Source organism: Arthrobacter sp. YD4 (genome assembly GCF_030410515.1).
Taxonomy (GTDB): domain Bacteria; phylum Actinomycetota; class Actinomycetes; order Actinomycetales; family Micrococcaceae; genus Arthrobacter.
In genome coordinates this window covers 175,196-194,700 of the sequence record NZ_JAUHHD010000004.1, presented here as the reverse complement: position 1 = coordinate 194,700, position 19,505 = coordinate 175,196, and the positions used below count along the sequence as shown (strand labels likewise).

The window sequence follows — 19,505 nt, the reverse complement described above, 5'->3', positions numbered from 1 at the left end:
GGGAAATATGGTCTTCGTCACGGCCGCGGACGCCGCCGGTAGCCACTGCGGCTTTGCCGGTAGTCTTTCTGGGGACACGAGACCAGCAGAACGGACCACCTTGGTACAGATCGAACAGCTCGCCGCCAGAACCCCGGCGGTTTCCGTGGATGAACTCCTCAAGGGTTTTTATCCGTCGCCGCGCTTTGGTGAGGTCTCTTTCGCCAGCTACCGCCCCGATCCGGCCCAGCCCAGCCAGGCTCACGCCGTCCGGGCGCTGGAAACATTCGCAGCCGGCGTCGGTGCCGGAAGCGGCGATGGCCTGTTCAAGCGGCTCTTCGGCAAGAAGGAATCGTCCCGCGCGGGCATTTACCTCGACGGCGGGTTCGGCGTCGGCAAGACCCACCTGCTGGCCTCTCTCTGGCACGCGGCGCCCGGGCCCAAAGCGTTCGGCACCTTCGTGGAGTACACCAACTTGGTCGGCGCGCTGTCCTTCCGGAAGACCGTGGAGGCCCTGAGCAGCTACAAGCTGGTCTGCATCGACGAGTTTGAACTCGACGATCCGGGGGACACCGTGCTGATGTCCCGGCTGATGCGCGAGCTCGCCGACGCCGGCGTCAAGCTCGCCGCGACCTCCAACACCCTGCCCGGTTCCCTGGGCGACGGCCGCTTTGCCGCCGTCGACTTTCAGCGCGAGATCCAGGTGCTGGCGGACCAGTTCGACGTCGTCCGGATCGACGGCGAGGACTTCCGCCACCGCGGCCTGCCGAAGGCTCCGTCGCCGCTGCGCAACGACGAACTCACCCACCACATGCAGCGGGAATTCGACGGCAAGACCGTGGCCAAGGACGAATTCAGTACCCTGATCAACCACCTGGCCGGCGTGCACCCCAGTCGCTACCGGCAGCTGATCGACGGGATCGACGCCGTGGTGTGGCGCAATGTGGAGACCATCACCGAGCAGGCCGTGGCGCTGCGCTTCGTGGTGCTCGCCGACCGGCTGTACGACAAGGACGTCCCGATCCTGGCCAGCGGTGTGCCCTTCGACCGGCTCTTCACCGAAGAGATGATGACCGGCGGCTACATGAAGAAGTACTTCCGGGCGGTCTCGCGCCTGACCGCCCTGGCCCGCGAGGGCCAGAACCACGAACCGTCGTAGGACTCACGGGGTCGGTGTTCCCGGCGTCCGCCCCGGCGCCGCCGGCTGCCCGCGGCAGCCGCGCCGCGTCGGCGACTCGGTGTCTCGGTGCCACTGATTAAACGACGAAGGTGCCGGCGCCGCCTCACGGCGGGACCGGCACCTCGCTGACGTACCTGGGCTAGAGGCCCTGCTGCCGGGGTTCCCCGGCTACTGGCGGGACCCCCGCGACGTGGGGTTCGCTGGCGGGACCGGTTTCGGGCCGGCCGTTGGCGTTGTCCACGTAGTCGGAGGCGCTCCGCTGAACGGTGTCGACGCGGTCGGCGTACTTTCCGCCGGTCTTGGAATCGACGAAGTCACCGGCCTTCTCGATGCCGTCCTTGATAGCCGTTTCGTTGCCATCAATCAGCTTCTGAGCCTTGCCCTTTAGATCGTCAAGTAAACCCACGGGCACCTCCTTTCAGTCGCGGAGCCAGATCGCTCCTAGCGCTTTCGATCCTAGCCCCGGCCCGGAGGCATGCCAAGGGTACTGACGGTTTGTACGCCCAGAGGAGAAAGCCACGATGGAAGGGGCATCACGACGGCGGCCGGTCGCGGTGCCGGGAGACGTGGAAACGAAAAAAGCAGCTCCCGGGGGAGCTGCGGTGAGTGTGGGCGATACTGGGATCGAACCAGTGACCTCTTCCGTGTCAGGGAAGCGCGCTACCGCTGCGCCAATCGCCCGCAACCGGAGGAATCCGGAGTGGATGGTAAAGAGAGCGGACGACGAGATTCGAACTCGCGACATCCACCTTGGCAAGGTGGTGCTCTACCAGCTGAGCTACGTCCGCATTTAGTCCGTCCGGCAATGCCGGCGGTACTGGATCAAGCAAGTTGCCTTGCTTTGGTGGGCGATACTGGGATCGAACCAGTGACCTCTTCCGTGTCAGGGAAGCGCGCTACCGCTGCGCCAATCGCCCCTATGCATCCGGCCGGGACCGGAAACCAGGGTTTTCACCGAGGTGGGTACGGGATTCGAACCCGTGTATACGGCTTTGCAGGCCGCTGCCTCGCCTCTCGGCCAACCCACCGTGTAGACAGAATCCGTGAAGATTCTTATCCGTGACAGTGTCCTGCGAGCGGACGACGAGATTCGAACTCGCGACATCCACCTTGGCAAGGTGGTGCTCTACCAGCTGAGCTACGTCCGCAGTGTTGATTGTTGATTTCCCGCCGCACTCGGCAGTTCCTCGCGTTCCAACGAGTAAGAACTCTATAGGAGGTTCAGGCAATCCACAAATCGAGGGCCATCCGCCGGCTGCCAGCCCCCGCGGATCCCTGTAACCACGCGGATTTCGCTAATTACAGGGCTGTAATTCGGGGCCGTTTCCGGCAGCGTCGCGAGGGGCGGAGCCGACGGCTTGGGTGGGGGCACGACCAGCACGGCGCCGTTCCGGGCACTACGAATCGGTGGTCCGGCCGTCCGAACGCGGGCTTTGTACGGCCGAAGGCTCTGCGGAGGATCCGACGTCGTCATCACGATTCGCGGACACCCCCGATATGGGCCCGGACCGGGACCCGGCAGGCCGCCCCGCCCCAGTTGAAGGCCGATTTTAGATTTCCGCCGGGGTGGGCTAGCATTCAAGGGCACCCGGGGCGATTGGCGCAGTGGTAGCGCGCTTCGTTCACACCGAAGAGGTCACTGGTTCGAACCCAGTATCGCCCACCAACAGATGGTCCGTTCCGCTCTCCGAGCGGGGCGGACCATTGTTTTTTGGCGGTCAGGCGTCGTTATCGGCTGGGCCGGTCGGGCCGAGGACTGGACGGTCTCGGACAACTGGGCGGGTACCGACTGCTGGGGAGCGTCTCCCGGCTACCTGCCCGGCAACCGGCAACGGCAACCGGCGACGGCGCGCGCAGCGCCCGTAACCGGCAACCGGCGACGGCGCGCGCAGCGCCCGTAACCGGCAACCGGCGACGGCGCGCGCAGCGCCCGTAACCGCCGTCGTCGTTGATCGCCTCCACAGCCTCATATCGCGTCAGACCCCTGTGAAAGAGTTCTTGCCATGACAGCCCCACTCCTCGCCCACGCCACCGAGTACGGACGGATGTACGCCCGTGCCACCTCGGCTCCGTTCACGGTTCCCTCGATCACCACGGTGATCGGCCAGCAGCCGCACGGACTGGATGGCTGGTTCGGCTACATGGGCGCCAACAGCCTGGCCGCCGATCCGTCACTGCCGGAGATCCTGGGCAGCCCGGCAAAGGTCCGCCAGGCCGTGAGCCGGGCGGCGAAGGCCGCGGAAACATATCGGGACGACGCGGCCAAGCGCGGCGACCGGGTACACAACTACTGCGAACAGGTTGCGTTGCGTGCCCTGGGCCGGCCGCACCAGATGAAGGAATCCCGCGAGGCACTGGCGGCAAACGGCGAGGAAGCCTTCGCGGCCCGCTTCGACGAGTGGTGGCAGCTGTTCCAGGTCGAACCGATCGCACCGGAGATCACCGTCTGGAACCAGACCGTGGGATACGCGGGAACCCTCGACCTGGTGGCGAAGATCAACGGCCGCACCTGCCTGATCGACTACAAGACCAAGGGCACCACGCGGGACGGCATGGTGAAGCCGCTGGACGCCAAGGTGGTGATGCAGCTGGTGGCCGGTATGAAGGCCGAGGAGAGCCTGGTTGACCCGGTGGCGGGGGAGTGGGAGCCGTGGCAGCACGGTGATTCGCCCATCCTGCTGGCCGTGGCCATCGGCGAGACCGAGGTCCGTCCGGAACGCGCCAACCCCAACGTGCTGAAGCATCACTGGTGGAAGTTCTGCGCGCTGCGACGGGTCTGGGAGATGTCGGCCGACACCGTGGCGGCGGGTCCCGCGCTGCTGCCGATCGCCCCGCCGATGGCACGCTAACCCTTCGCCTTAGCGCCTCTTTCGGGCCGAAACGCCCTTCCGCGAAGCGGTGTCGGCTGCCCACCCTTGGGCATGGCAGTTCGGCGCAACTCTCGTTATCACAGCATGGTCGGTGCCCTTACCATGGCACTGCTAAGCGGTTGCGCGGCTCCCGGCGGGCCGGGAGAGGGGACGGCATCCGCAGCACCCACCGTGGAATCGGGATCCCCGACCGCTCAGGCTCCTGGATCAGCGACCACGCCGGCATCCCCGTCGGGCGCCCCAGCCACTACTGCCGTGCCGGCATCGGAGACTCCCGTGGCCGTGCCGTTCAACCTCTTCACGCATTGCGGTATCCGCGAGGCACTTGTCGACGGGACGTACTTCCTCGCCGACAAGATCCTCGACGACGGCAATGGCAACCCTCCCGCCGGCTGGGACAACCTCTACCAGGCCGGCTCGATGACGGTCAGTGGCTCCACAGCGGTTTTCCGGAACGACGCGGGACACGCAGTGACTTTCCATTCGCGGCCGGGAGCCACCGGTTTCCTGAACATGTGTTCGTGAGAGCAATCCGGGCAGGCCCAGTCACGACGGCGGCGCTGGCCGAATGACCGGCGGGAGGTAGCATCCCGTCCCGCGGCGCCGGCCAGATGACGACGGCAGACAGTAGCCGGCCGCGCGGCAATGGCACGGAAGCGGCCAGCAAACGGACGGACATTCCGGCTAGGCAGCAACAGGACGGAAGAATCCGTTGCGGCACGGTCTTCGGCCGGGGTCCACGTGCGGTGGCGGGATGAACCATGGCACCCCCAGGCGGACTTGGATCTCCCACTGTTCCTTGTGGACGACGTGATGGTGATGCGAGCACAGCAGCACGCCGTTGTCCGTACTTGTGGCCCCGCCGCGTGACCAGTAGTCGATGTGGTGCGCCTCGCACCACGGCGCCGGGATGGAGCAGCCGGGGAAGGCACACCCTTGGTCCCGGGCAACCAGTGCCTTCCGGATATGCGGCGGGAACACCCGGGACGCCCGGCCGATGTCCAAGACGCGGCCCTCTCCGCCGAGCACCACGGGAATGATGTCCGCGTCGCACGCAATCTTCCGCACCGTGGAGGCGGTGACCGGGCCCGAGAAGAGCATGGTCCCCGTGCCTTGGCTCGATTCGATCCGTTCCAGCAGGTCCCGGTAGTCGATAGTCACCATCACCTGCGGCCTGAGCCCTCCGGCTGCCGGCAGACCGCCGGAACCGAGGGCCACCTCGCAGCCGCCCACCAGTCCATCGAGCCGCTTCTGGGCGACGGTCCGAAAGTCCACGGACCCGCCGTCGTCGTACCCGATCCGCGGGTTTGTCGCGGTGTTCATGACGGTGATCAGGTGCTCGAACTGCTCGTCCGTGGCGAAAATCTCGAGGTGCTGCAGACCGTGCCGCCGCCTCCGGATGAAAGCGCCCTGCAGCTGCCGGAGTAGCTCCTCTGACGGTTCGCTCCCGTCCGGGTCCACAGCGTTCAACCACCGCTGCGCGATCCGGACCAGGAAATCGGGGTCATGTTCGACTGCCGTGCGGGTGAGGGCGTGTTCCATGCGCCCGAGCGTTTCGGTGTCGCAGACGGGTTTGGCCTTTTCCAGGGCCGCCAAGGTGACGCCGGCCGAGCGCGCGGATATGTCGCCCGCGGCCACCGCGGCTCCGAGTTCCTCGCGGACCGGCGGAAGGAGCTCTCCAGTCAGGTCCTGCCGCGGCAGTACTGCCTCGGCCAGCCGCAGCCTGCTCCGTGCCTCGGCGAGTGAGATATGCAGCCTGGCCCGGAGGAATTCCGCGGTATTCCGGTAGCCGTCGTCCGATGCAGCGGACAGGGTGACGGCAATATCTTCGGTGGCAGACCGTCGCGCGGGTACCGCTGTCCCTGCCGCCTCCGCGATTTCCGGCCGGGTCGGCTTGGCAGACGCCTGCCAGCCGGTGGTCCACCCGGGAACGGCGTGGGCGTCCTGCGCGGCACGCTTCCTGCTTCGGTCCACCGCCGCTGAGGCCACGAGTTGCCAATATGCGGTGAGCCGGGACAGCTCCTCGGCGGCATCTGCCAGATCGGCCGCGGTCTGGAGATCGAGCAGGGAGGCATCCCGTGCCTCCTCCGGACCGGCCTCCCGCATCAAGGACAGGGCCGCATACACTCCGGCGACCGTTGTCGGTCCGGAATCGAGATCCGCGATGAAACCCCCGATGGCTTCCATGGATCAAGTCTCCTGCGGGGGTCTGACATTTTTAGCGGGGCGATGCACAAGGCAGGGAAAATCCCCGCCACGGAATCTGGCACTAAACTGGATGGAATCCCTGACCGCCCAGCTCGAAGGACAGATCACCCATGGCCATTTTGAACATCCGCATCATCGGGGACCCTGTGCTGCGCACAGTTGCCGATCCCGTGACGGAGTTCGGGCCCGAGCTGGAGAAGCTGGTGGCGGACATGCTCGAAACCATGGAAGACGTCGAAGGCGCCGGCCTGGCCGCCCCGCAGGTGGGCATCAGCCAGCGCGTCTTCACGTACCGGATCCGCGGCGTCGAGGGCCACATCATCAACCCCGTCCTGGACAACAGCGAGGACTTCCAGCCCGACGAGGTGGAGGGCTGCCTCTCCATCCCCGGCCTGGGCTTCCCGGTCCGCCGCTTCCGCCACACGCGGGTGACCGGCGTCGACGTGCACGGCAACCCGGTGGAGCTCGAGGGCGAGGGCATGCTGGCCCGCGTCTTTCAGCACGAGACGGACCACCTGGACGGCATCCTCTTCACGGACCGTCTCGAGGGTGAGGACCGGAAGGCCGCCCTGCGCGCCATCCGCAACGCCAACTATGACTCCATCACCGAACAGACGACGTCGAAGCGCGCCAAGACTGTCGGCTCCAGCTTCGGCGCCGGCGCTTCCTTCGGTTCCGCCCAGTGAGGGTCCTCTTCGCCGGCACCCCCGCCGTCGCCGTCCCCTCACTTGACGCGCTGGTCGGCGCAGGGTTCGACGTCGTCGCCGTCCTGACGCGCCCCGACGCGCCGCTGGGGCGCAAGCGCGTCATGACCCCGTCGCCGGTGGCGGCGCGGGCGGCCGAGCTCGGCATTGAGGTCATCCACGCGGCCAAGGTCGACGCCGATGTGACGGCCCGGATTGCCGCCGCCGCCCCGGACGTCGCCGCCATTGTTGCCTACGGAGGGCTGATCCCGCGGTCCGCGCTCGACGTCCCCGCCCACGGCTGGATCAACCTGCACTTCTCGCTGCTGCCGGCCTGGCGTGGCGCCGCCCCGGTCCAGCGCGCCCTGATCGCCGGCGACGACGTGACCGGCGCCGTAACCTTCCGGCTCGAGGAAGGCCTGGACACCGGCCCCGTCTACGGCACCCTCACCGAGTCGGTCGGACACGAGGACACCGCGGGGGAACTCCTGGAACGCCTCTCCCACAGCGGCGCCGTGTTGCTGGCCCAGACGCTCTCCGCGGTCGACGCCGGCAAGGCCGCCGCGGTCCCGCAGCAGGGGGATGTCACCCTGGCCCCGAAGCTCACCCTCGAGGACGGCCGCCTGGAGTGGCAGCTTCCGGCGCTGGCAATCAGCCGCCGCTCCCGCGGCGTGACGCCCGAACCGGGGGCCTGGACCACGCTGGACGGCCAGCGGATCAAACTTGAACCCGTCCGCCTGCGGCCCCAGGCTGGGGCCCTGCAGCCCGGCCACGTGGCCGTGGTCGACAAGGCCGTCCTGGTGGGAACCGGCTCACACCCGGTGGAACTGACCCGGGTACAGCCCGCAGGCAAGAAAATGATGGCCGCCGCCGACTGGGCGCGCGGGCAGGCAACACTGGAAAGCGTGGTCTTCGAATGAGCGAGTCCGGATCCAACGGAAACGGCCGCGGCCGCAGCGGAGGCGGCGCGGGCAACCAGCGCGGCCAAGGAAACTCCGGCAGCCAGCGCGGTAAGGGCGGCGCCGGAGCCGACAGCTCCCGCGCCGGCGTGCGCCGCGACGCCCAGGGCCGCGAACGCAACCGGGGTCCCAAACGCAACTTCACCGAAAGCGCCCCGGCCCAGCGCACCCGCCGCGCCGACCCGGCCCGGCTGGTGGCCTTCGAGGTGCTCCGCGCCGTCGCCGCCGAGGACGCCTACGCCAACCTGGTGCTCCCGGCGCGGATCCGCCACCACGGCCTGGACAAGCGCGACGCCGGCTTCGCCACCGAACTCAGCTACGGCGCCCTCCGCGGCCAGGGCACCTATGACGCCATCCTGGCCCGCTGCGTGGACCGGCCGCTGGACCAGCTGGATCCGGCGATCCTCGATGCCCTGCGGATCGGCGCGCACCAGCTGCTGGCCATGCGCGTTCCCGCCCACGCCGCCCTGGACGAGACTGTCGGCCTGGCCCGCGCCGTCATCGGCGCCGGCCCCTCCGGCCTGATCAACGCCGTGCTGCGCAAGGTCTCCGCCCACACGCTCGACGAATGGCTCGAGCTCCTGCTCACCGGAGAAGCGGACGAGACCAAGGGCGCCGCCATCCGCTACGCCCACCCGGATTGGATCGTCCGTGCCTTCCGCCAGTCGCTGGTGGCGCACGGCCGGCCGGTCTCCGAGATCACCAGCCTGTTGGAGGCGGACAACGCCGCCCCGGTGGTCAACCTGGTGGCCCTGCCCGGCCTCGGCAGCCTCGACGAGGCGCTGGAAAACGGCGCCACCCCCGGCGAGCTGGTGGAGGGCTCGGCGCTCTCCAGCGGCGGCGACCTGGGCCGGCTCGCCTCCGTTCGGGACGGCAGCACCCGCGTCCAGGACGTCGGCTCCCAGCTCGTGGCCCGCGCCCTCGCCGCGGTGGACCTTGCAGCCGAGGGCCACGGAGAAGCCAAGAACGACGGCGGCGAACGCTGGCTTGACCTCTGCGCCGGCCCCGGCGGCAAGGCGGCCCTCCTCGGAGCCCTCGCCCGGCAGCACGGCGCCACCCTGCTGGCCAACGAACCCGCCCCGCACCGCGCCAAGCTGGTCAGCCAGGCTCTTAGCGCCGTTCCACGCGAGACCTGGCAGGTCCGCACCGGCGACGGCCGCGAGGTGGGAACCGAGATGACCGGCCAGTTCGACCGCGTCCTCGTCGACGTGCCCTGCACCGGCCTCGGGGCCCTGCGCCGCCGCCCGGAATCACGCTGGCGCCGCACGCCCAAGGACCTCGCGGACCTCGGTCCGCTGCAGCGTGAGCTGCTCAAATCCGCACTCGACGCGGTCAAGCCCGGCGGCGTCGTCGCCTACGTAACCTGCTCGCCGCACCCGGCCGAGACCACCGCCGTCGTCAGCGACGCCCTGCGCAAGCGCGAGGACCTGGAGCTGCTCGACGCCGGCGCCGCCCTGGACGCCGTGAGCCTCACCGGTCACCTGGACGCCGGCCACGAGTCGACCGCCCAGCTCTGGCCGCACCTGCACCGGACGGATGCGATGTTCCTGGCGCTCATCCACAAAAAGGCCTGATCCAGCGGTCATACTGGCACCACACCGGCACCACAGCAAAGGACTTCCATGACGCACACCTGCATCAACCCCAGCATCCTCTCGGCCGACTTCGCGAACCTGCAGACCGAGCTGGCGAAGATCCGGACCGCGGATGCGGTGCATGTGGACGTGATGGACAACCACTTCGTGCCCAATCTCTCCCTGGGCCTGCCGGTGGTGCAGCGGCTGCAGGAGATCAGTCCGATCCCGCTCGACGCCCACCTGATGATCGAGCACGCGGACCGCTGGGCGCCGGCCTATGCCGACGCCGGCGTCGCCTCCGTGACCTTCCACGCCGAGGCGTCCATCGCTCCGGTGAAGCTGGCCCGCGAACTGCGGGCCAGGGGAACAAAGGCCGGGCTGGCGCTGCGCCCGGGCAGCGGTGTCGAGCCGTTCTTCGACATGCTCGGCGAACTGGACATGATCCTGATCATGACGGTGGAGCCCGGCTTCGGCGGCCAGGAGTTCCTGGAACTGACCCTGCCCAAGATCCGCCGGGCCCGCGCGGCCATCGACGCGTCCGGCCTGGACGTGCTGCTGCAGGTCGACGGCGGCATCACCGAGGACACCATCTGGCGGGCTGCCGAGGCGGGGGCGGATGTCTTCGTCGCCGGTTCCGCGGTCTACGGCGCGGACGATCCGGCCGAGGCGATCGAGCGGCTCCGCGAGGCCGGAAAGCGCTAACACCGGACCGAGCGTCCGGGCGACGCCGCGGCTTCTGGGCGATCCCTCGCCTGTTGCGTCCGGTGACGGCCGCGGGCCCGGAATACCCGGCCGCCAGGCGCGGTTGTGTCAGAATAGCTTCACACATACGTGCTCCGGGGTCGGTGCAAGTCCGAACCGGCGGTGACAGTCCGCGACCCGCGAGCCGGCGCCTTCCAACAGGAGGGCAACGGCGGACGGTTGAACCGGTGGAATTCCGGTACCGACAGTTAAAGTCTGGATGAGAGAAGCACGTACAGCTGTTACTGCGGCGCCCTTTCGCGCCGCGGCACTGCGCTGTCGTATACCCCCGGAGCCATCGCGGTTCAGAGGAAAGGTATAGACAGACACATGAACCCCCTGCGATGGCTCTTCCACCGCACCGCGGTCCTCCGGGACCGGGCGGGCGGCCGATGAGCGTTCACCACACCACACCTGACTTCAGCGCAGCCGAATCGGCGGCGATGGACGCCGCCCTCGCCGCGGCCGCCCTCGGCCCCCGCGGCGCAAATCCGCTCGTTGGGGCCGTCATCATCGCCCCCGACGGGTCCCCGCTGGTCACCGGCTACCACCGCGGCGCCGGCACCTCGCACGCCGAGGCCGACGCGATCGAGCAGGCGAAGCAGGCCGGGTTCGACCTCACCGGCACCACCATGGTGGTCACCCTCGAGCCCTGCAACCACGTGGGCCGCACCGGCCCCTGCGCCCGGGCCATCATCGACGCCGGCATCGCCAACGTCGTCTACGCCGTGGACGACCCGCATGATCCCGCCGCCGGGGGAGCGGCCACGCTGCGCGCCGCCGGCGTCACCGTCCGTTCCGGCCTTGCCGAAGAGACGTCACTGGAGCTCAACCGGCGGTGGTTCGACGCCGTCGCCGTGCAACGGCCGTTCGTCACCCTGCACATCGCCCAGACCCTCGACAGCAGGATCGCCGCCGCGGACGGCACCAGCCAGTGGATCTCGAGCCCCGAGTCGCTTGAGGATAACCACGCCCTGCGCGGCCGGATCGATGCGATCCTGGTGGGCACGCAGACCGTGCTGGTGGACAACCCGCGGCTGACGGCCCGCACCCCCGACGGCCGGAACGCGGACAAGCAGCCGCTGCGCGCCGTGATGGGTCTGCGGGGCATCCCGGAGGACGCCGCCGTGCACGGCGACGACGGCAAGGTGCTGCACCTGCCCACCCGCGAGCCGGCCGAGGCGTTGGACCAACTGTTCGACGCCGGCGTTCGGCACCTGATGGTGGAGGGCGGCTCCAGGATCCTCAGCGCGTTCCTGTCCGCCGGCCTGGTGGACGAGCTGATCCTCTACCTCGCGCCCACCCTGCTGGGCTCCGGCACGGCCGCCCTCGAGGACCTCGGCATCGGCACCCTCGCCGACGCCCAGCACTGGGACTGGGACGAGGCCACCGGCGGCTCCGTGCAGCGGCTCGGCCGCGACCTGCGGCTGCACCTGCGGCCCCGCTCCGCCCACCCGGGCGCCGAGACAGGCACCCCTTCTTCATCTGAGACCACCCCGCGCCACCCCGCGGTCACCGCCCCAGGAGGCAACTGATGTTCACCGGAATTATCGCCGAACAAGGAAAGGTACTCTCGGTCGCCCGCGACGGGGACACCAGCGCCACCCTCCGGCTGCACGCACCCACCAGCACCGAGGGCCTGGCCCACGGCGGCTCCATCGCCGTCAACGGCGTCTGCCTGACCGCCACGGACATCGACGGGACCGACTTCAGCGTCGACGTCATGGGCGAGACCCTGGTCCGGAGCACCATCGGCAGCCTTGCCGCGGGGGACCGGGTCAACCTGGAACGCTGCCTCCCGGCCGGCGGCCGGCTGGACGGGCACGTCGTCCAGGGCCACGTCGACGGCGTCGGACAGCTCCTTGAGCGCGAGGCACTGGGCAACTGGGACCGGCTGCGCTTCGGTGTGCCCGCGCCGCTGGCCCGCTACATCGCCGAGAAGGGCTCCATCGCCGTCGACGGCGTCTCCCTCACCGTCACCGCGGTCAGCCCCGCCCCGGCGTCCGAGCCATGGTTCGAGGTGGGCCTGATCCCCACCACGCTGGCCGAAACCGGGCTCGGTGCCAAGGAGATCGGCGCGCCTGTGAACCTGGAGGTGGACGTGCTGGCCAAGTACACCGAACGGCTCCTGGCCTTCGCCCCCGCCCGCACCGCCGGAGAGGACGCATCATGAGCACGCTGCAGAACCGCCAGGAGGACGCCGTCCGCGCCGCCGGCGCGGGCGCCCCGGTGCTGGACCCCATCGAGGACGCCGTCCGCGCCATGGCGGAGGGCCGGCCGGTGCTGGTGGTCGACAATGAAGACCGCGAAAACGAGGGCGACATCATCTTCGCCGCCGCGCACGCCACCCCGGCGCTGATGGGCTGGACCATCCGGCACAGCTCCGGCGTGATCTGCGTGCCGCTGGAGGACGACCGCGCCGACGCCCTGGCACTGCCCCCGATGGTCACCATCAACGAGGATGCCAAGGGCACCGCTTACACCGTCTCCTGCGATGCTGCGATCGGCGTCAGCACCGGAATTTCCGCCACGGATCGGGCCCTCACGGCCCGGATTCTGGCCGATCCCACCAGCGAACCCAGCTCCTTGACCCGGCCCGGGCATGTTTTCCCGCTCCGCGCCGTTAAGGGGGGTGTGCGGGAGAGGCCCGGCCACACCGAAGCAGCCGTGGAGCTGTGCCGGCTGGCCGGCGTCGAACCCGTCGGTGTGATCGCAGAAGTAGTGCACGACGACGGAGAGATGATGCGGCTGGACGGACTTCGCAGCTTCGCGCTGGAGCACGGCTGCCCGCTGATCTCGATCGCCGACCTGGTGGCGTACCTTGAGGCCGGGAACACCGGTAGCCACGCGGCGGCCTCCGCCTAGGACCTTGGACAGAGGAGAAACAATGACGACTTCCCCAGCGCAGCCGGCCACCCCGGCGCAGCAGCCGCATCCGGTCAGCGGCGGCCCGATCGTGCAGCTTCCCACCGCCTTCGGCGAATTCGTGGCCCAGGCCTGGACGGACCTGGAAACCGGTGCAGAGCACCTGGCGGTCAGCTCGCCGCTGCCGGCCACCGACGGCAAGGCGCCCCTGGTCCGGCTGCACTCGGAGTGCCTCACCGGCGACGTGTTCGGCTCCTACCGCTGCGACTGCGGCGAGCAGCTGGCCTACGCTCTGGAACTGATCCACGAGCACGGCGGAACCCTGCTCTACCTGCGCGGCCAGGAAGGCCGCGGCATCGGCCTCGCGAACAAGATCCGGGCCTACGCGCTGCAGGAAGCCGGCTTCGACACGGTTGAGGCCAACGAGCAGCTGGGCCTGCCGGTGGACGCCCGCTCCTACCAGGCCGCGGCCCAGATCCTGGCGGAGATGGGACTGAACGAGGTCCGGCTGCTCAGCAACAACCCGGACAAGCAGGACCGGCTGGCCCAGGCCGGCGTGCACGTGGTCGAAATGGTCCCCACCGAGGTGCCCTCCCGCGAGCAGAACCTGCGCTACCTGCAGACCAAGAAGGACCGGATGGACCACCGCCTGGTCCTGGACATGCAGCCGGCCACGCTGGACCCCGGAGCCGGAGCCGGGTCCGGAGCCGGCGTCGAATCCGGTGTCCAAGCCGGCTAGGCCGCACCGCCTCCCCACCCACTTTCCCCACAGCACCAACAGCAAGGACACCCTATGAGCGGCCACGGCGCCCCCACGATCGACCTGACCACCCAGTCCGCAGAAACCGGCAGCCTCAAGGTGGCCATCGTCGCCGCCAGCTGGCACACCACCATCATGGACGGCCTGCTCGACGGTGCCCTCCGCGCGGCCAAGGAGGCCGGCATTGACGAGCCCACCGTCCTGCGCGTGCCGGGCACCTTTGAACTGCCCGTCGCCGCCGCCCGGCTGGCGCCGCACTTCGACGCCGTCGTCGCCCTCGGCGTCGTCATCCGCGGCGGCACCCCGCACTTCGAATACGTCTGTGAGGCGGCCACCATGGGCCTGACCGAGGTCAGCGTCCGCACCGGCACCCCGGTGGGCTTCGGCGTCCTGACCTGCGACACGGAGCAGCAGGGCATCGACCGGGCCGGCCTGCCCGGTTCCAACGAGGACAAGGGCCACGAGGCGTTCACCGCCGCCGTCGCGACCGCCGTCAGGCTCAAGCAGTACCGCTAGGCTGTGGAATCCCTCACATCAGGGGAGTCATCAGGAGACCCGGCAGGCGGGGCTATGCCCCGAGCAAGTAGGCTGGAGGGTGTGAAGAATTTCGAGTCGCTGTTCGCAGAACTGAGTGAGAAGGCCGCCAGCCGTCCGGCAGGCTCCCGCACCGTCGCCGAACTTGAGTCCGGCGTCCATGGCATCGGCAAGAAGGTTGTGGAGGAAGCCGCCGAAGTCTGGATGGCCGCCGAGTACGAATCCGACGAGGCCGCAGCCGAGGAGATCTCCCAGCTGCTGTACCACCTGCAGGTCCTGATGCTCGCCAAGGGACTGACCCTGGAAGACGTCTACAAGCATCTCTAGCCACGCGGTTCCGCGTCCCCGGCTCACGCCGGCGGACGCGGAGCAGTCCGTGGCCCGCAGTGCCTGTTACCCCATGACGATCCACCCAGAAAGAAACCTCCCATGCTGAGAGTTGCCGTCCCGAACAAGGGATCCCTGTCCGAAGCCGCCTCCGCCATGCTCGCCGAGGCCGGCTACCGCCAGCGCCGCGACAGCCGCGAACTGGTCATGGTCGACCCGGACAACGACATCGAATTCTTCTTCCTCCGCCCGCGCGACATCGCCGTCTACGTCGGGCAGGGAACGCTCGACGTCGGCATCACCGGCCGCGATTTGCTGCTGGACGCCGAGGTCGACGCCGAAGAGCTGCTGCCGCTGGGCTTCGCCGCCTCCACCTTCCGCTTTGCCGGCCCGGTGGGCGACTTCAGCTCCATCGACCAGCTCGAGGGTAAGCGGCTGGCCACCAGCTACGACGGACTGCTCCGCGGCTACCTGGCCGAGCGCGGCATCAACGCCAAGGTGGTCCGGCTGGACGGCGCCGTCGAATCTTCGGTCCGCCTGGGTGTGGCCGACGCGATCGCCGACGTGGTCGAGACCGGGACCACGCTCAAGGCCGCCGGCATGGAGATCTTCGGCGAACCGATCCTGAAGTCCGAGTCGGTGCTGATCGGCCGCAAGGGCGAGCAGAACCCCGCCGTCGAGATCCTCATCCGCCGGCTCCAGGGCGTGCTGGTCGCCCGCCAGTACGTGCTGATGGACTACGACATCCGCAACGAGCTCGTGGAGCAGGCCGCCGCCCTGACCCCGGGCCTGGAATCGCCCACGGTGTCTCCGCTGCGTGACTCCGACTGGGTTGCCGTGCGCTCGATGGTGCCGAAGAAGGACACCAACCGGATCATGGACGAACTCTACGACCTGGGCGCGCGCGCCATCCTGGTCAGCAGCATCCACGCCTGCCGGATCTAAGCCAGCCGGTCTTAGGTCAGCCAGGGCCCCCGAAGAAGCACGTCAACAGCAGGAGCAGTCATGTCAGTAGCCGTCCGCGTCATCCCGTGTTTGGACGTCGACGCCGGCCGCGTGGTCAAAGGCATCAACTTCGAGGGCCTGCGCGACGCCGGTGACCCGGTGGAACTGGCCCACCGCTACGACAACGGCGGCGCGGACGAGCTGACCTTCCTGGACGTCACGGCCTCCTCGGGCAACCGGGAGACGACGTTCGACGTCGTCCGGCGCACCGCCGAGGAAGTCTTCATCCCGCTCACGGTGGGCGGCGGAGTCCGCGGCGTTGCAGAGGTGGACAAGCTGCTGCGCTACGGCGCGGACAAGGCCGCGATCAACACCGCCGCCGTGGCCCGGCCGGACGTGATCGACGAGATCACCCGGCACTTCGGCTCGCAGGTGCTGGTGCTCTCCGTGGATGCCCGCCGCACCCGGCCCGGGTCCAAGCCCACGCCCTCCGGCTTCGAGGTCACCACCCACGGCGGCCGCCAGGGCACCGGCATCGACGCGCTCGAGTGGGCGCGGGAAGCTGCGGACAGGGGAGTGGGGGAGATCCTGCTCAACTCGATCGACGCCGACGGCACCAAGGACGGTTTCGACCTGGAACTGATCCGGCTAGCCCGAGCCGCCGTGAAGGTCCCGCTGATCGCCTCCGGCGGCGCCGGCCGGCCCGAGCACTTCCCGCCGGCAGTGGCCGCCGGGGCCGACGCCGTCCTGGCCGCCTCCGTCTTCCACTTCGGCCCGGTGGACATGATCGCCCAGGTCAAGACCGCGATCCGCGACGCTGGGTTCGAAGTCCGATAGATCGGGCTGGGCTTTACCGAACCTCTTGTGGTGAGTGTGGCGTGTTTAGGTCACCTGCGCTGGCGTCGCGAGTTTTGCGAGGTGCCTGGCGATGCGGTTCGCACGCAGACCTTTTGTCCGGGCGGTGGTTACATCGAGCAGTATCCGATAGCGGGCGCCGCGCGTGAGGGCATTGAAGGCAGCCTCTGCATCGGGCGCTGTGCGGAGAGCGCAGCGTAAGTCGTCGTGTACCTCTATTGTCGCGGCCCCAGCGTAGGCGTGGTCCCAGCGCCCGTCTGTCTGGGCGAGAGCTACTTCGGCGTGACCGCGTTCGCGCATGCGGCCCGCAGCGGTAAGTGCACCGACAATTTCGATGTTGCGTTCTGACCACATGGATCGTGCCCGGCGCGGAGTGAAGTGCTGGCTGTACGTTCGGGCATCGATCTTATTCTTGCGTCCATCGATCCACCCGCTGCACAGCGCTTCCTCAAGTGCTTGGGTGTAAGTCAGTGTCGTTGGCGTGCTGGTGTCTTTCTTGGCGAGGGTCAGCCACACCCCGTCGCTTGTGTTCTCGTTTTCGTTCAACCACTCCCGCCATGCACTGGCGTCTGCCACGGTCAAATGTGAGTGGATCATGGCTTGCCTGCTTCACAGCGGGTCGTGTCGTTGCCGCCCACCAGGGCAACCGACTTGGCCGGGTGTGCGGGCCAAGTGAAGTTAGAGCGTGCAGCGGACATGATTCTCCGTTCCGGGCGGGCTGGTGGGGAGCTGCGGAGGCCGTGGCGGGAGTCAACCGGACCCCGCGCCACGGCGTTTGGAGCATTTAGGCGATAGTGACGCTGACGCTCCAGGTAACGCCGAACTGATCGGTGAGCATCCCGAAACCGGCGCTCCACGCCGACGCGGCAAGCGGTTCGATGATGATGGCATCAACGGCCAGCGCGTCCCAGTAACCGTGAAGCTCTTCGAGGAGGTCGGATTCGATAGCGACGAAGAAAGCCTGGTCGGTGATAGTGGTGTTGTTCTCACGGCGGGTCGAGCCGCCCCCGGCAATCGTGCCTTCGCTTTCGCCGGGAATGTCGTAGCCCATCACGCGGAAACCGTTTTCCGCGGTGACGAGGCCAAATACGATCTTGTCGGCACCGGGTAGTTCAGCTGGCATGCCGAAGTCTGCGTAGGTGTTTAGCACGGTGTGTCCGCCGAATACGGACTGGTAGAACTCCAGCGCTTGGCGTGCATCGCCGCGGAAGTTGAGGTGGGTAGTGGTTTGAATAGTCATTGGGCTCCTCGGTGAAATACGGCCTACCGGCTCGATGGAACCAGCATTACAGGCGTCTAGGTCAGGTCGTGTCCTAGACCTCCACATATGCTGGAGTGCATGACAACGACTTCACGGCTGCTGAATCTGTTGTCTCTGCTGCAGACCCGCCGGGACTGGCCAGGATCGCTCCTGGCCACACGGCTGAACATCAGCGACCGCACCGTCCGCCGAGACATCGACCGCTTGCGGGAAATGGGCTACAGCATCCGGGCCACCATGGGTCCGGACGGCGGGTACCGTCTCGACAACGCAGGCAAAGAGCTGCCACCGCTGCTCTTCGACGATGATCAAACCCTCGCCGTGGCCATCGCCCTGCAGGCAGCCCCCGCCCTCGGCGCGGGAATCGAAGAAGCCGCAATCCGCGCCCTCGGCACCGTCCGCCAAGTAATGCCATTACGGCTCCGGCGCCGGCTCGATGCGCTGACGGTCACGCCAGTCGGGGGGCCCGGCGACGCGGCACCCAGAGATGTCTCCCTAGACACTCTTGTCACCGTCGCGAATGCCATCCGTGACCGGGAATCCCTCCGCTTCGACTACGCCGCAGACGAAGCCACCTCTGACACTGGGAGTCAGGCACCATCACCCCGCCGCGCGGAACCCCATCACCTGGTGACCTCTCGCGGGCGGTGGTACCTCGTCGGCTGGGACCTGGATCGAAGAGACTGGCGCCTCTACAGAATCGATCGGCTCCGCCTCCGCGAACCCCGTGGCGCCCGCTTCACCCCGCGCATGGTGCCTGGCGGCGACGTCAAGGACTTTGTCTCCGCCCGCTTCAAGGGGTCCCATCTCAATCAGTGGCAGTGCCGCGGCACGGTCATTCTCCACCTCCCCGCGCAGGACGTTCTTCCCTTCGCCGGCGACGGAACAGTGACCGCGATCGATGCCCTAACCTGCAGCCTCGAAGCAGGAGCCTGGTCCTGGGAAGCGCTGGCCGCCTCATTTGGAAAATTTGAGGCGCACATGGAAGTCGTTGGTCCCCCCGAACTCGCCTCAGCCTTCGCCAGCCTCGCCCAGCGATACGCCACCATTGGCAGAAGCAGCGAGCCGGACTAAGAACGGGTCGAGACGGAGTCGATAGTCCGGCGCCGGATTCTCTTTAGGGCACCTTCGCGCGGCAGATTGCGGGCGGCCTGCACGGGACATCCTGAACGAATATTCCGCAGTGTCGTACGTCAAACCTCGGTTGTCGCAGTGGGGAACCGGCTTACGGGCGCGGTCAGGTCTTTCCTTATCGCCGCGACTTACTTTCCCTTATGACCGCGCAGGGACCAGATCATGCTTTGCAGCGCTCCGAATGCGGCGGACTGTTCGTCCTTCGTCATGCCACCGAGCATTCGGTCTTCAACTGCCCGGACCGCGATACTGGCCTTTTCCAGGCTGAGTCGGCCGCGGGGTGTGAGCTGCGCGGGAAGCACTTTTCCCACGCGCGCCTCGATCGGGCGGACAACGTAGCCATCCTGTTCCAGGTTCTGCAGCAACACGTTCATGGATTGACGGGTCACGAACGTTCCCCGTGCCAATTCAGAGTTCGACAGGCCCGGGCGCTGGGCGAGGAGTTCGAGACACGAATAATGCGTCACGGTCATTCCCAGCGGCCGCAAGGCTTCCTCCATTGCTGCCCGCAGCGCACTTGAGGCTTCCTTCAGCAGGTAACCCAGTGAGGTTTCGAGATTCACTCCGCCTTGACGCATGTCAGTATTCTGACATAGGTTGTCGATGTCAGAAAACTGACACTACAGA

21 protein-coding genes, 6 tRNA genes and 1 riboswitch are annotated in these 19,505 nt (G+C 68.0%); of the genes, 17 read left to right on the top strand and 10 right to left on the bottom strand.

Translation table 11 applies throughout. From position 1 onward, the window contains the following. Positions 1-100 precede the first annotated feature (100 nt). The gene (gene zapE / locus QWJ39_RS12115; protein ID WP_290258079.1) at positions 101-1,138 is read left to right on the top strand and encodes a cell division protein ZapE; all 1,038 of its coding nucleotides are present in this window, start codon (positions 101-103) and stop codon (positions 1,136-1,138) included. Between the two features lie 160 nt (positions 1,139-1,298). Here the strand turns inward: zapE and QWJ39_RS12110 are convergent, their stop codons facing one another. The 6 genes from QWJ39_RS12110 to QWJ39_RS12085 form a co-directional block, all read right to left on the bottom strand. Continuing rightward, positions 1,299-1,571, bottom strand: coding sequence for an antitoxin (locus QWJ39_RS12110; protein ID WP_290258078.1), 273 nt, complete (start codon positions 1,569-1,571; stop codon positions 1,299-1,301). 197 nt (positions 1,572-1,768) lie between these two features. Continuing rightward, positions 1,769-1,840: transfer RNA gene (locus QWJ39_RS12105), tRNA-Val, on the bottom strand. A gap of 34 nt (positions 1,841-1,874) precedes the next feature. Beyond that, positions 1,875-1,947 (bottom strand) — tRNA-Gly (locus QWJ39_RS12100). Positions 1,948-2,001: 54 nt separating this feature from the next. Continuing rightward, positions 2,002-2,076: transfer RNA gene (locus QWJ39_RS12095), tRNA-Val, on the bottom strand. Positions 2,077-2,116: 40 nt separating this feature from the next. Continuing rightward, positions 2,117-2,187: transfer RNA gene (locus QWJ39_RS12090), tRNA-Cys, on the bottom strand. Between the two features lie 47 nt (positions 2,188-2,234). Then, positions 2,235-2,307, bottom strand: a tRNA-Gly gene (locus QWJ39_RS12085). Between the two features lie 443 nt (positions 2,308-2,750). Between QWJ39_RS12085 and QWJ39_RS12080 the strand changes: the two genes are divergently transcribed. The 3 genes from QWJ39_RS12080 (at position 2,751) to QWJ39_RS12070 (ending at position 4,554) form a co-directional block, all read left to right on the top strand. Continuing rightward, positions 2,751-2,825: transfer RNA gene (locus QWJ39_RS12080), tRNA-Val, on the top strand. Positions 2,826-3,162: 337 nt separating this feature from the next. Continuing rightward, positions 3,163-4,008: a cytochrome gene (locus QWJ39_RS12075; protein ID WP_290258077.1), complete on the top strand. Its 846-nt coding sequence runs from the start codon at positions 3,163-3,165 to the stop codon at positions 4,006-4,008. A 297-nt stretch (positions 4,009-4,305) separates the two neighbouring features. Continuing rightward, the gene (locus QWJ39_RS12070) at positions 4,306-4,554 is read left to right on the top strand and encodes a hypothetical protein (protein ID WP_290258076.1); all 249 of its coding nucleotides are present in this window, start codon (positions 4,306-4,308) and stop codon (positions 4,552-4,554) included. A gap of 159 nt (positions 4,555-4,713) precedes the next feature. On the opposite strand, the gene QWJ39_RS12065 is transcribed toward QWJ39_RS12070, so the two are convergent. Continuing rightward, positions 4,714-6,216, bottom strand: coding sequence for an HNH endonuclease signature motif containing protein (locus QWJ39_RS12065; protein WP_290258075.1), 1,503 nt, complete (start codon positions 6,214-6,216; stop codon positions 4,714-4,716). A 131-nt stretch (positions 6,217-6,347) separates the two neighbouring features. On the opposite strand from QWJ39_RS12065, the gene def reads away from it, so the two are divergent. The 12 genes from def to hisF all read left to right on the top strand — a co-directional run bounded on the left by def (position 6,348) and on the right by hisF (position 16,465). Beyond that, positions 6,348-6,923 (top strand): peptide deformylase, encoded by a 576-nt coding sequence (gene def / locus QWJ39_RS12060; RefSeq protein ID WP_290258074.1) that lies wholly within the window; start codon positions 6,348-6,350, stop codon positions 6,921-6,923. After that, entirely contained in the window at positions 6,920-7,840 is a 921-nt protein-coding gene (fmt, locus tag QWJ39_RS12055; RefSeq protein WP_290258073.1) for a methionyl-tRNA formyltransferase, read from the top strand. The genes def and fmt overlap by 4 nt, the downstream gene beginning before the upstream one ends. Continuing rightward, positions 7,837-9,453: a transcription antitermination factor NusB gene (locus QWJ39_RS12050; protein ID WP_290258072.1), complete on the top strand. Its 1,617-nt coding sequence runs from the start codon at positions 7,837-7,839 to the stop codon at positions 9,451-9,453. The genes fmt and QWJ39_RS12050 overlap by 4 nt, the downstream gene beginning before the upstream one ends. A 48-nt stretch (positions 9,454-9,501) precedes the next feature. Then, positions 9,502-10,158, top strand: a complete 657-nt coding sequence (gene rpe / locus QWJ39_RS12045) for a ribulose-phosphate 3-epimerase (protein WP_290258071.1) — start codon at positions 9,502-9,504, stop codon at positions 10,156-10,158. A 125-nt stretch (positions 10,159-10,283) separates the two neighbouring features. Beyond that, positions 10,284-10,434, top strand: a riboswitch (FMN riboswitch). A 155-nt stretch (positions 10,435-10,589) separates the two neighbouring features. Beyond that, positions 10,590-11,732, top strand: coding sequence for a bifunctional diaminohydroxyphosphoribosylaminopyrimidine deaminase/5-amino-6-(5-phosphoribosylamino)uracil reductase RibD (gene ribD / locus QWJ39_RS12040; RefSeq protein ID WP_290258070.1), 1,143 nt, complete (start codon positions 10,590-10,592; stop codon positions 11,730-11,732). Beyond that, on the top strand, positions 11,732-12,370 hold the full coding sequence (locus QWJ39_RS12035; protein WP_290258069.1) for a riboflavin synthase: 639 nt from the start codon (positions 11,732-11,734) through the stop codon (positions 12,368-12,370). Before ribD ends, QWJ39_RS12035 begins: the two co-directional genes overlap by 1 nt. After that, complete coding sequence (gene ribB / locus QWJ39_RS12030) at positions 12,367-13,062, top strand: 3,4-dihydroxy-2-butanone-4-phosphate synthase (protein WP_290258068.1); 696 nt, start codon at positions 12,367-12,369, stop codon at positions 13,060-13,062. Before QWJ39_RS12035 ends, ribB begins: the two co-directional genes overlap by 4 nt. Before the next feature lie 22 nt (positions 13,063-13,084). Continuing rightward, the gene (ribA, locus tag QWJ39_RS12025) at positions 13,085-13,801 is read left to right on the top strand and encodes a GTP cyclohydrolase II (protein ID WP_290258067.1); all 717 of its coding nucleotides are present in this window, start codon (positions 13,085-13,087) and stop codon (positions 13,799-13,801) included. A 54-nt stretch (positions 13,802-13,855) separates the two neighbouring features. After that, positions 13,856-14,338, top strand: a complete 483-nt coding sequence (gene ribH / locus QWJ39_RS12020) for a 6,7-dimethyl-8-ribityllumazine synthase (RefSeq protein WP_290258066.1) — start codon at positions 13,856-13,858, stop codon at positions 14,336-14,338. An 81-nt stretch (positions 14,339-14,419) separates the two neighbouring features. Beyond that, positions 14,420-14,683: a phosphoribosyl-ATP diphosphatase gene (locus tag QWJ39_RS12015; protein ID WP_290258065.1), complete on the top strand. Its 264-nt coding sequence runs from the start codon at positions 14,420-14,422 to the stop codon at positions 14,681-14,683. 102 nt (positions 14,684-14,785) lie between these two features. Further along, positions 14,786-15,628, top strand: a complete 843-nt coding sequence (gene hisG, locus QWJ39_RS12010) for an ATP phosphoribosyltransferase (RefSeq protein WP_290258064.1) — start codon at positions 14,786-14,788, stop codon at positions 15,626-15,628. Positions 15,629-15,688: 60 nt separating this feature from the next. Next, entirely contained in the window at positions 15,689-16,465 is a 777-nt protein-coding gene (hisF, locus tag QWJ39_RS12005; RefSeq protein ID WP_290258063.1) for an imidazole glycerol phosphate synthase subunit HisF, read from the top strand. A 45-nt stretch (positions 16,466-16,510) separates the two neighbouring features. Here the strand turns inward: hisF and QWJ39_RS12000 are convergent, their stop codons facing one another. Then, positions 16,511-17,080, bottom strand: coding sequence for a YdeI/OmpD-associated family protein (locus QWJ39_RS12000; protein WP_290258062.1), 570 nt, complete (start codon positions 17,078-17,080; stop codon positions 16,511-16,513). A gap of 187 nt (positions 17,081-17,267) precedes the next feature. Continuing rightward, positions 17,268-17,723: a VOC family protein gene (locus QWJ39_RS11995; protein ID WP_290258061.1), complete on the bottom strand. Its 456-nt coding sequence runs from the start codon at positions 17,721-17,723 to the stop codon at positions 17,268-17,270. Between the two features lie 99 nt (positions 17,724-17,822). Here QWJ39_RS11995 and QWJ39_RS11990 point away from each other — a divergent pair, with 99 nt between their 5' ends. Continuing rightward, positions 17,823-18,818 (top strand): WYL domain-containing protein, encoded by a 996-nt coding sequence (locus tag QWJ39_RS11990; RefSeq protein WP_290258060.1) that lies wholly within the window; start codon positions 17,823-17,825, stop codon positions 18,816-18,818. 188 nt (positions 18,819-19,006) lie between these two features. Here the strand turns inward: QWJ39_RS11990 and QWJ39_RS11985 are convergent, their stop codons facing one another. Further along, the gene (locus QWJ39_RS11985) at positions 19,007-19,456 is read right to left on the bottom strand and encodes a MarR family transcriptional regulator (protein WP_290258059.1); all 450 of its coding nucleotides are present in this window, start codon (positions 19,454-19,456) and stop codon (positions 19,007-19,009) included. Between the last annotated feature and the right edge of the window lie 49 nt (positions 19,457-19,505).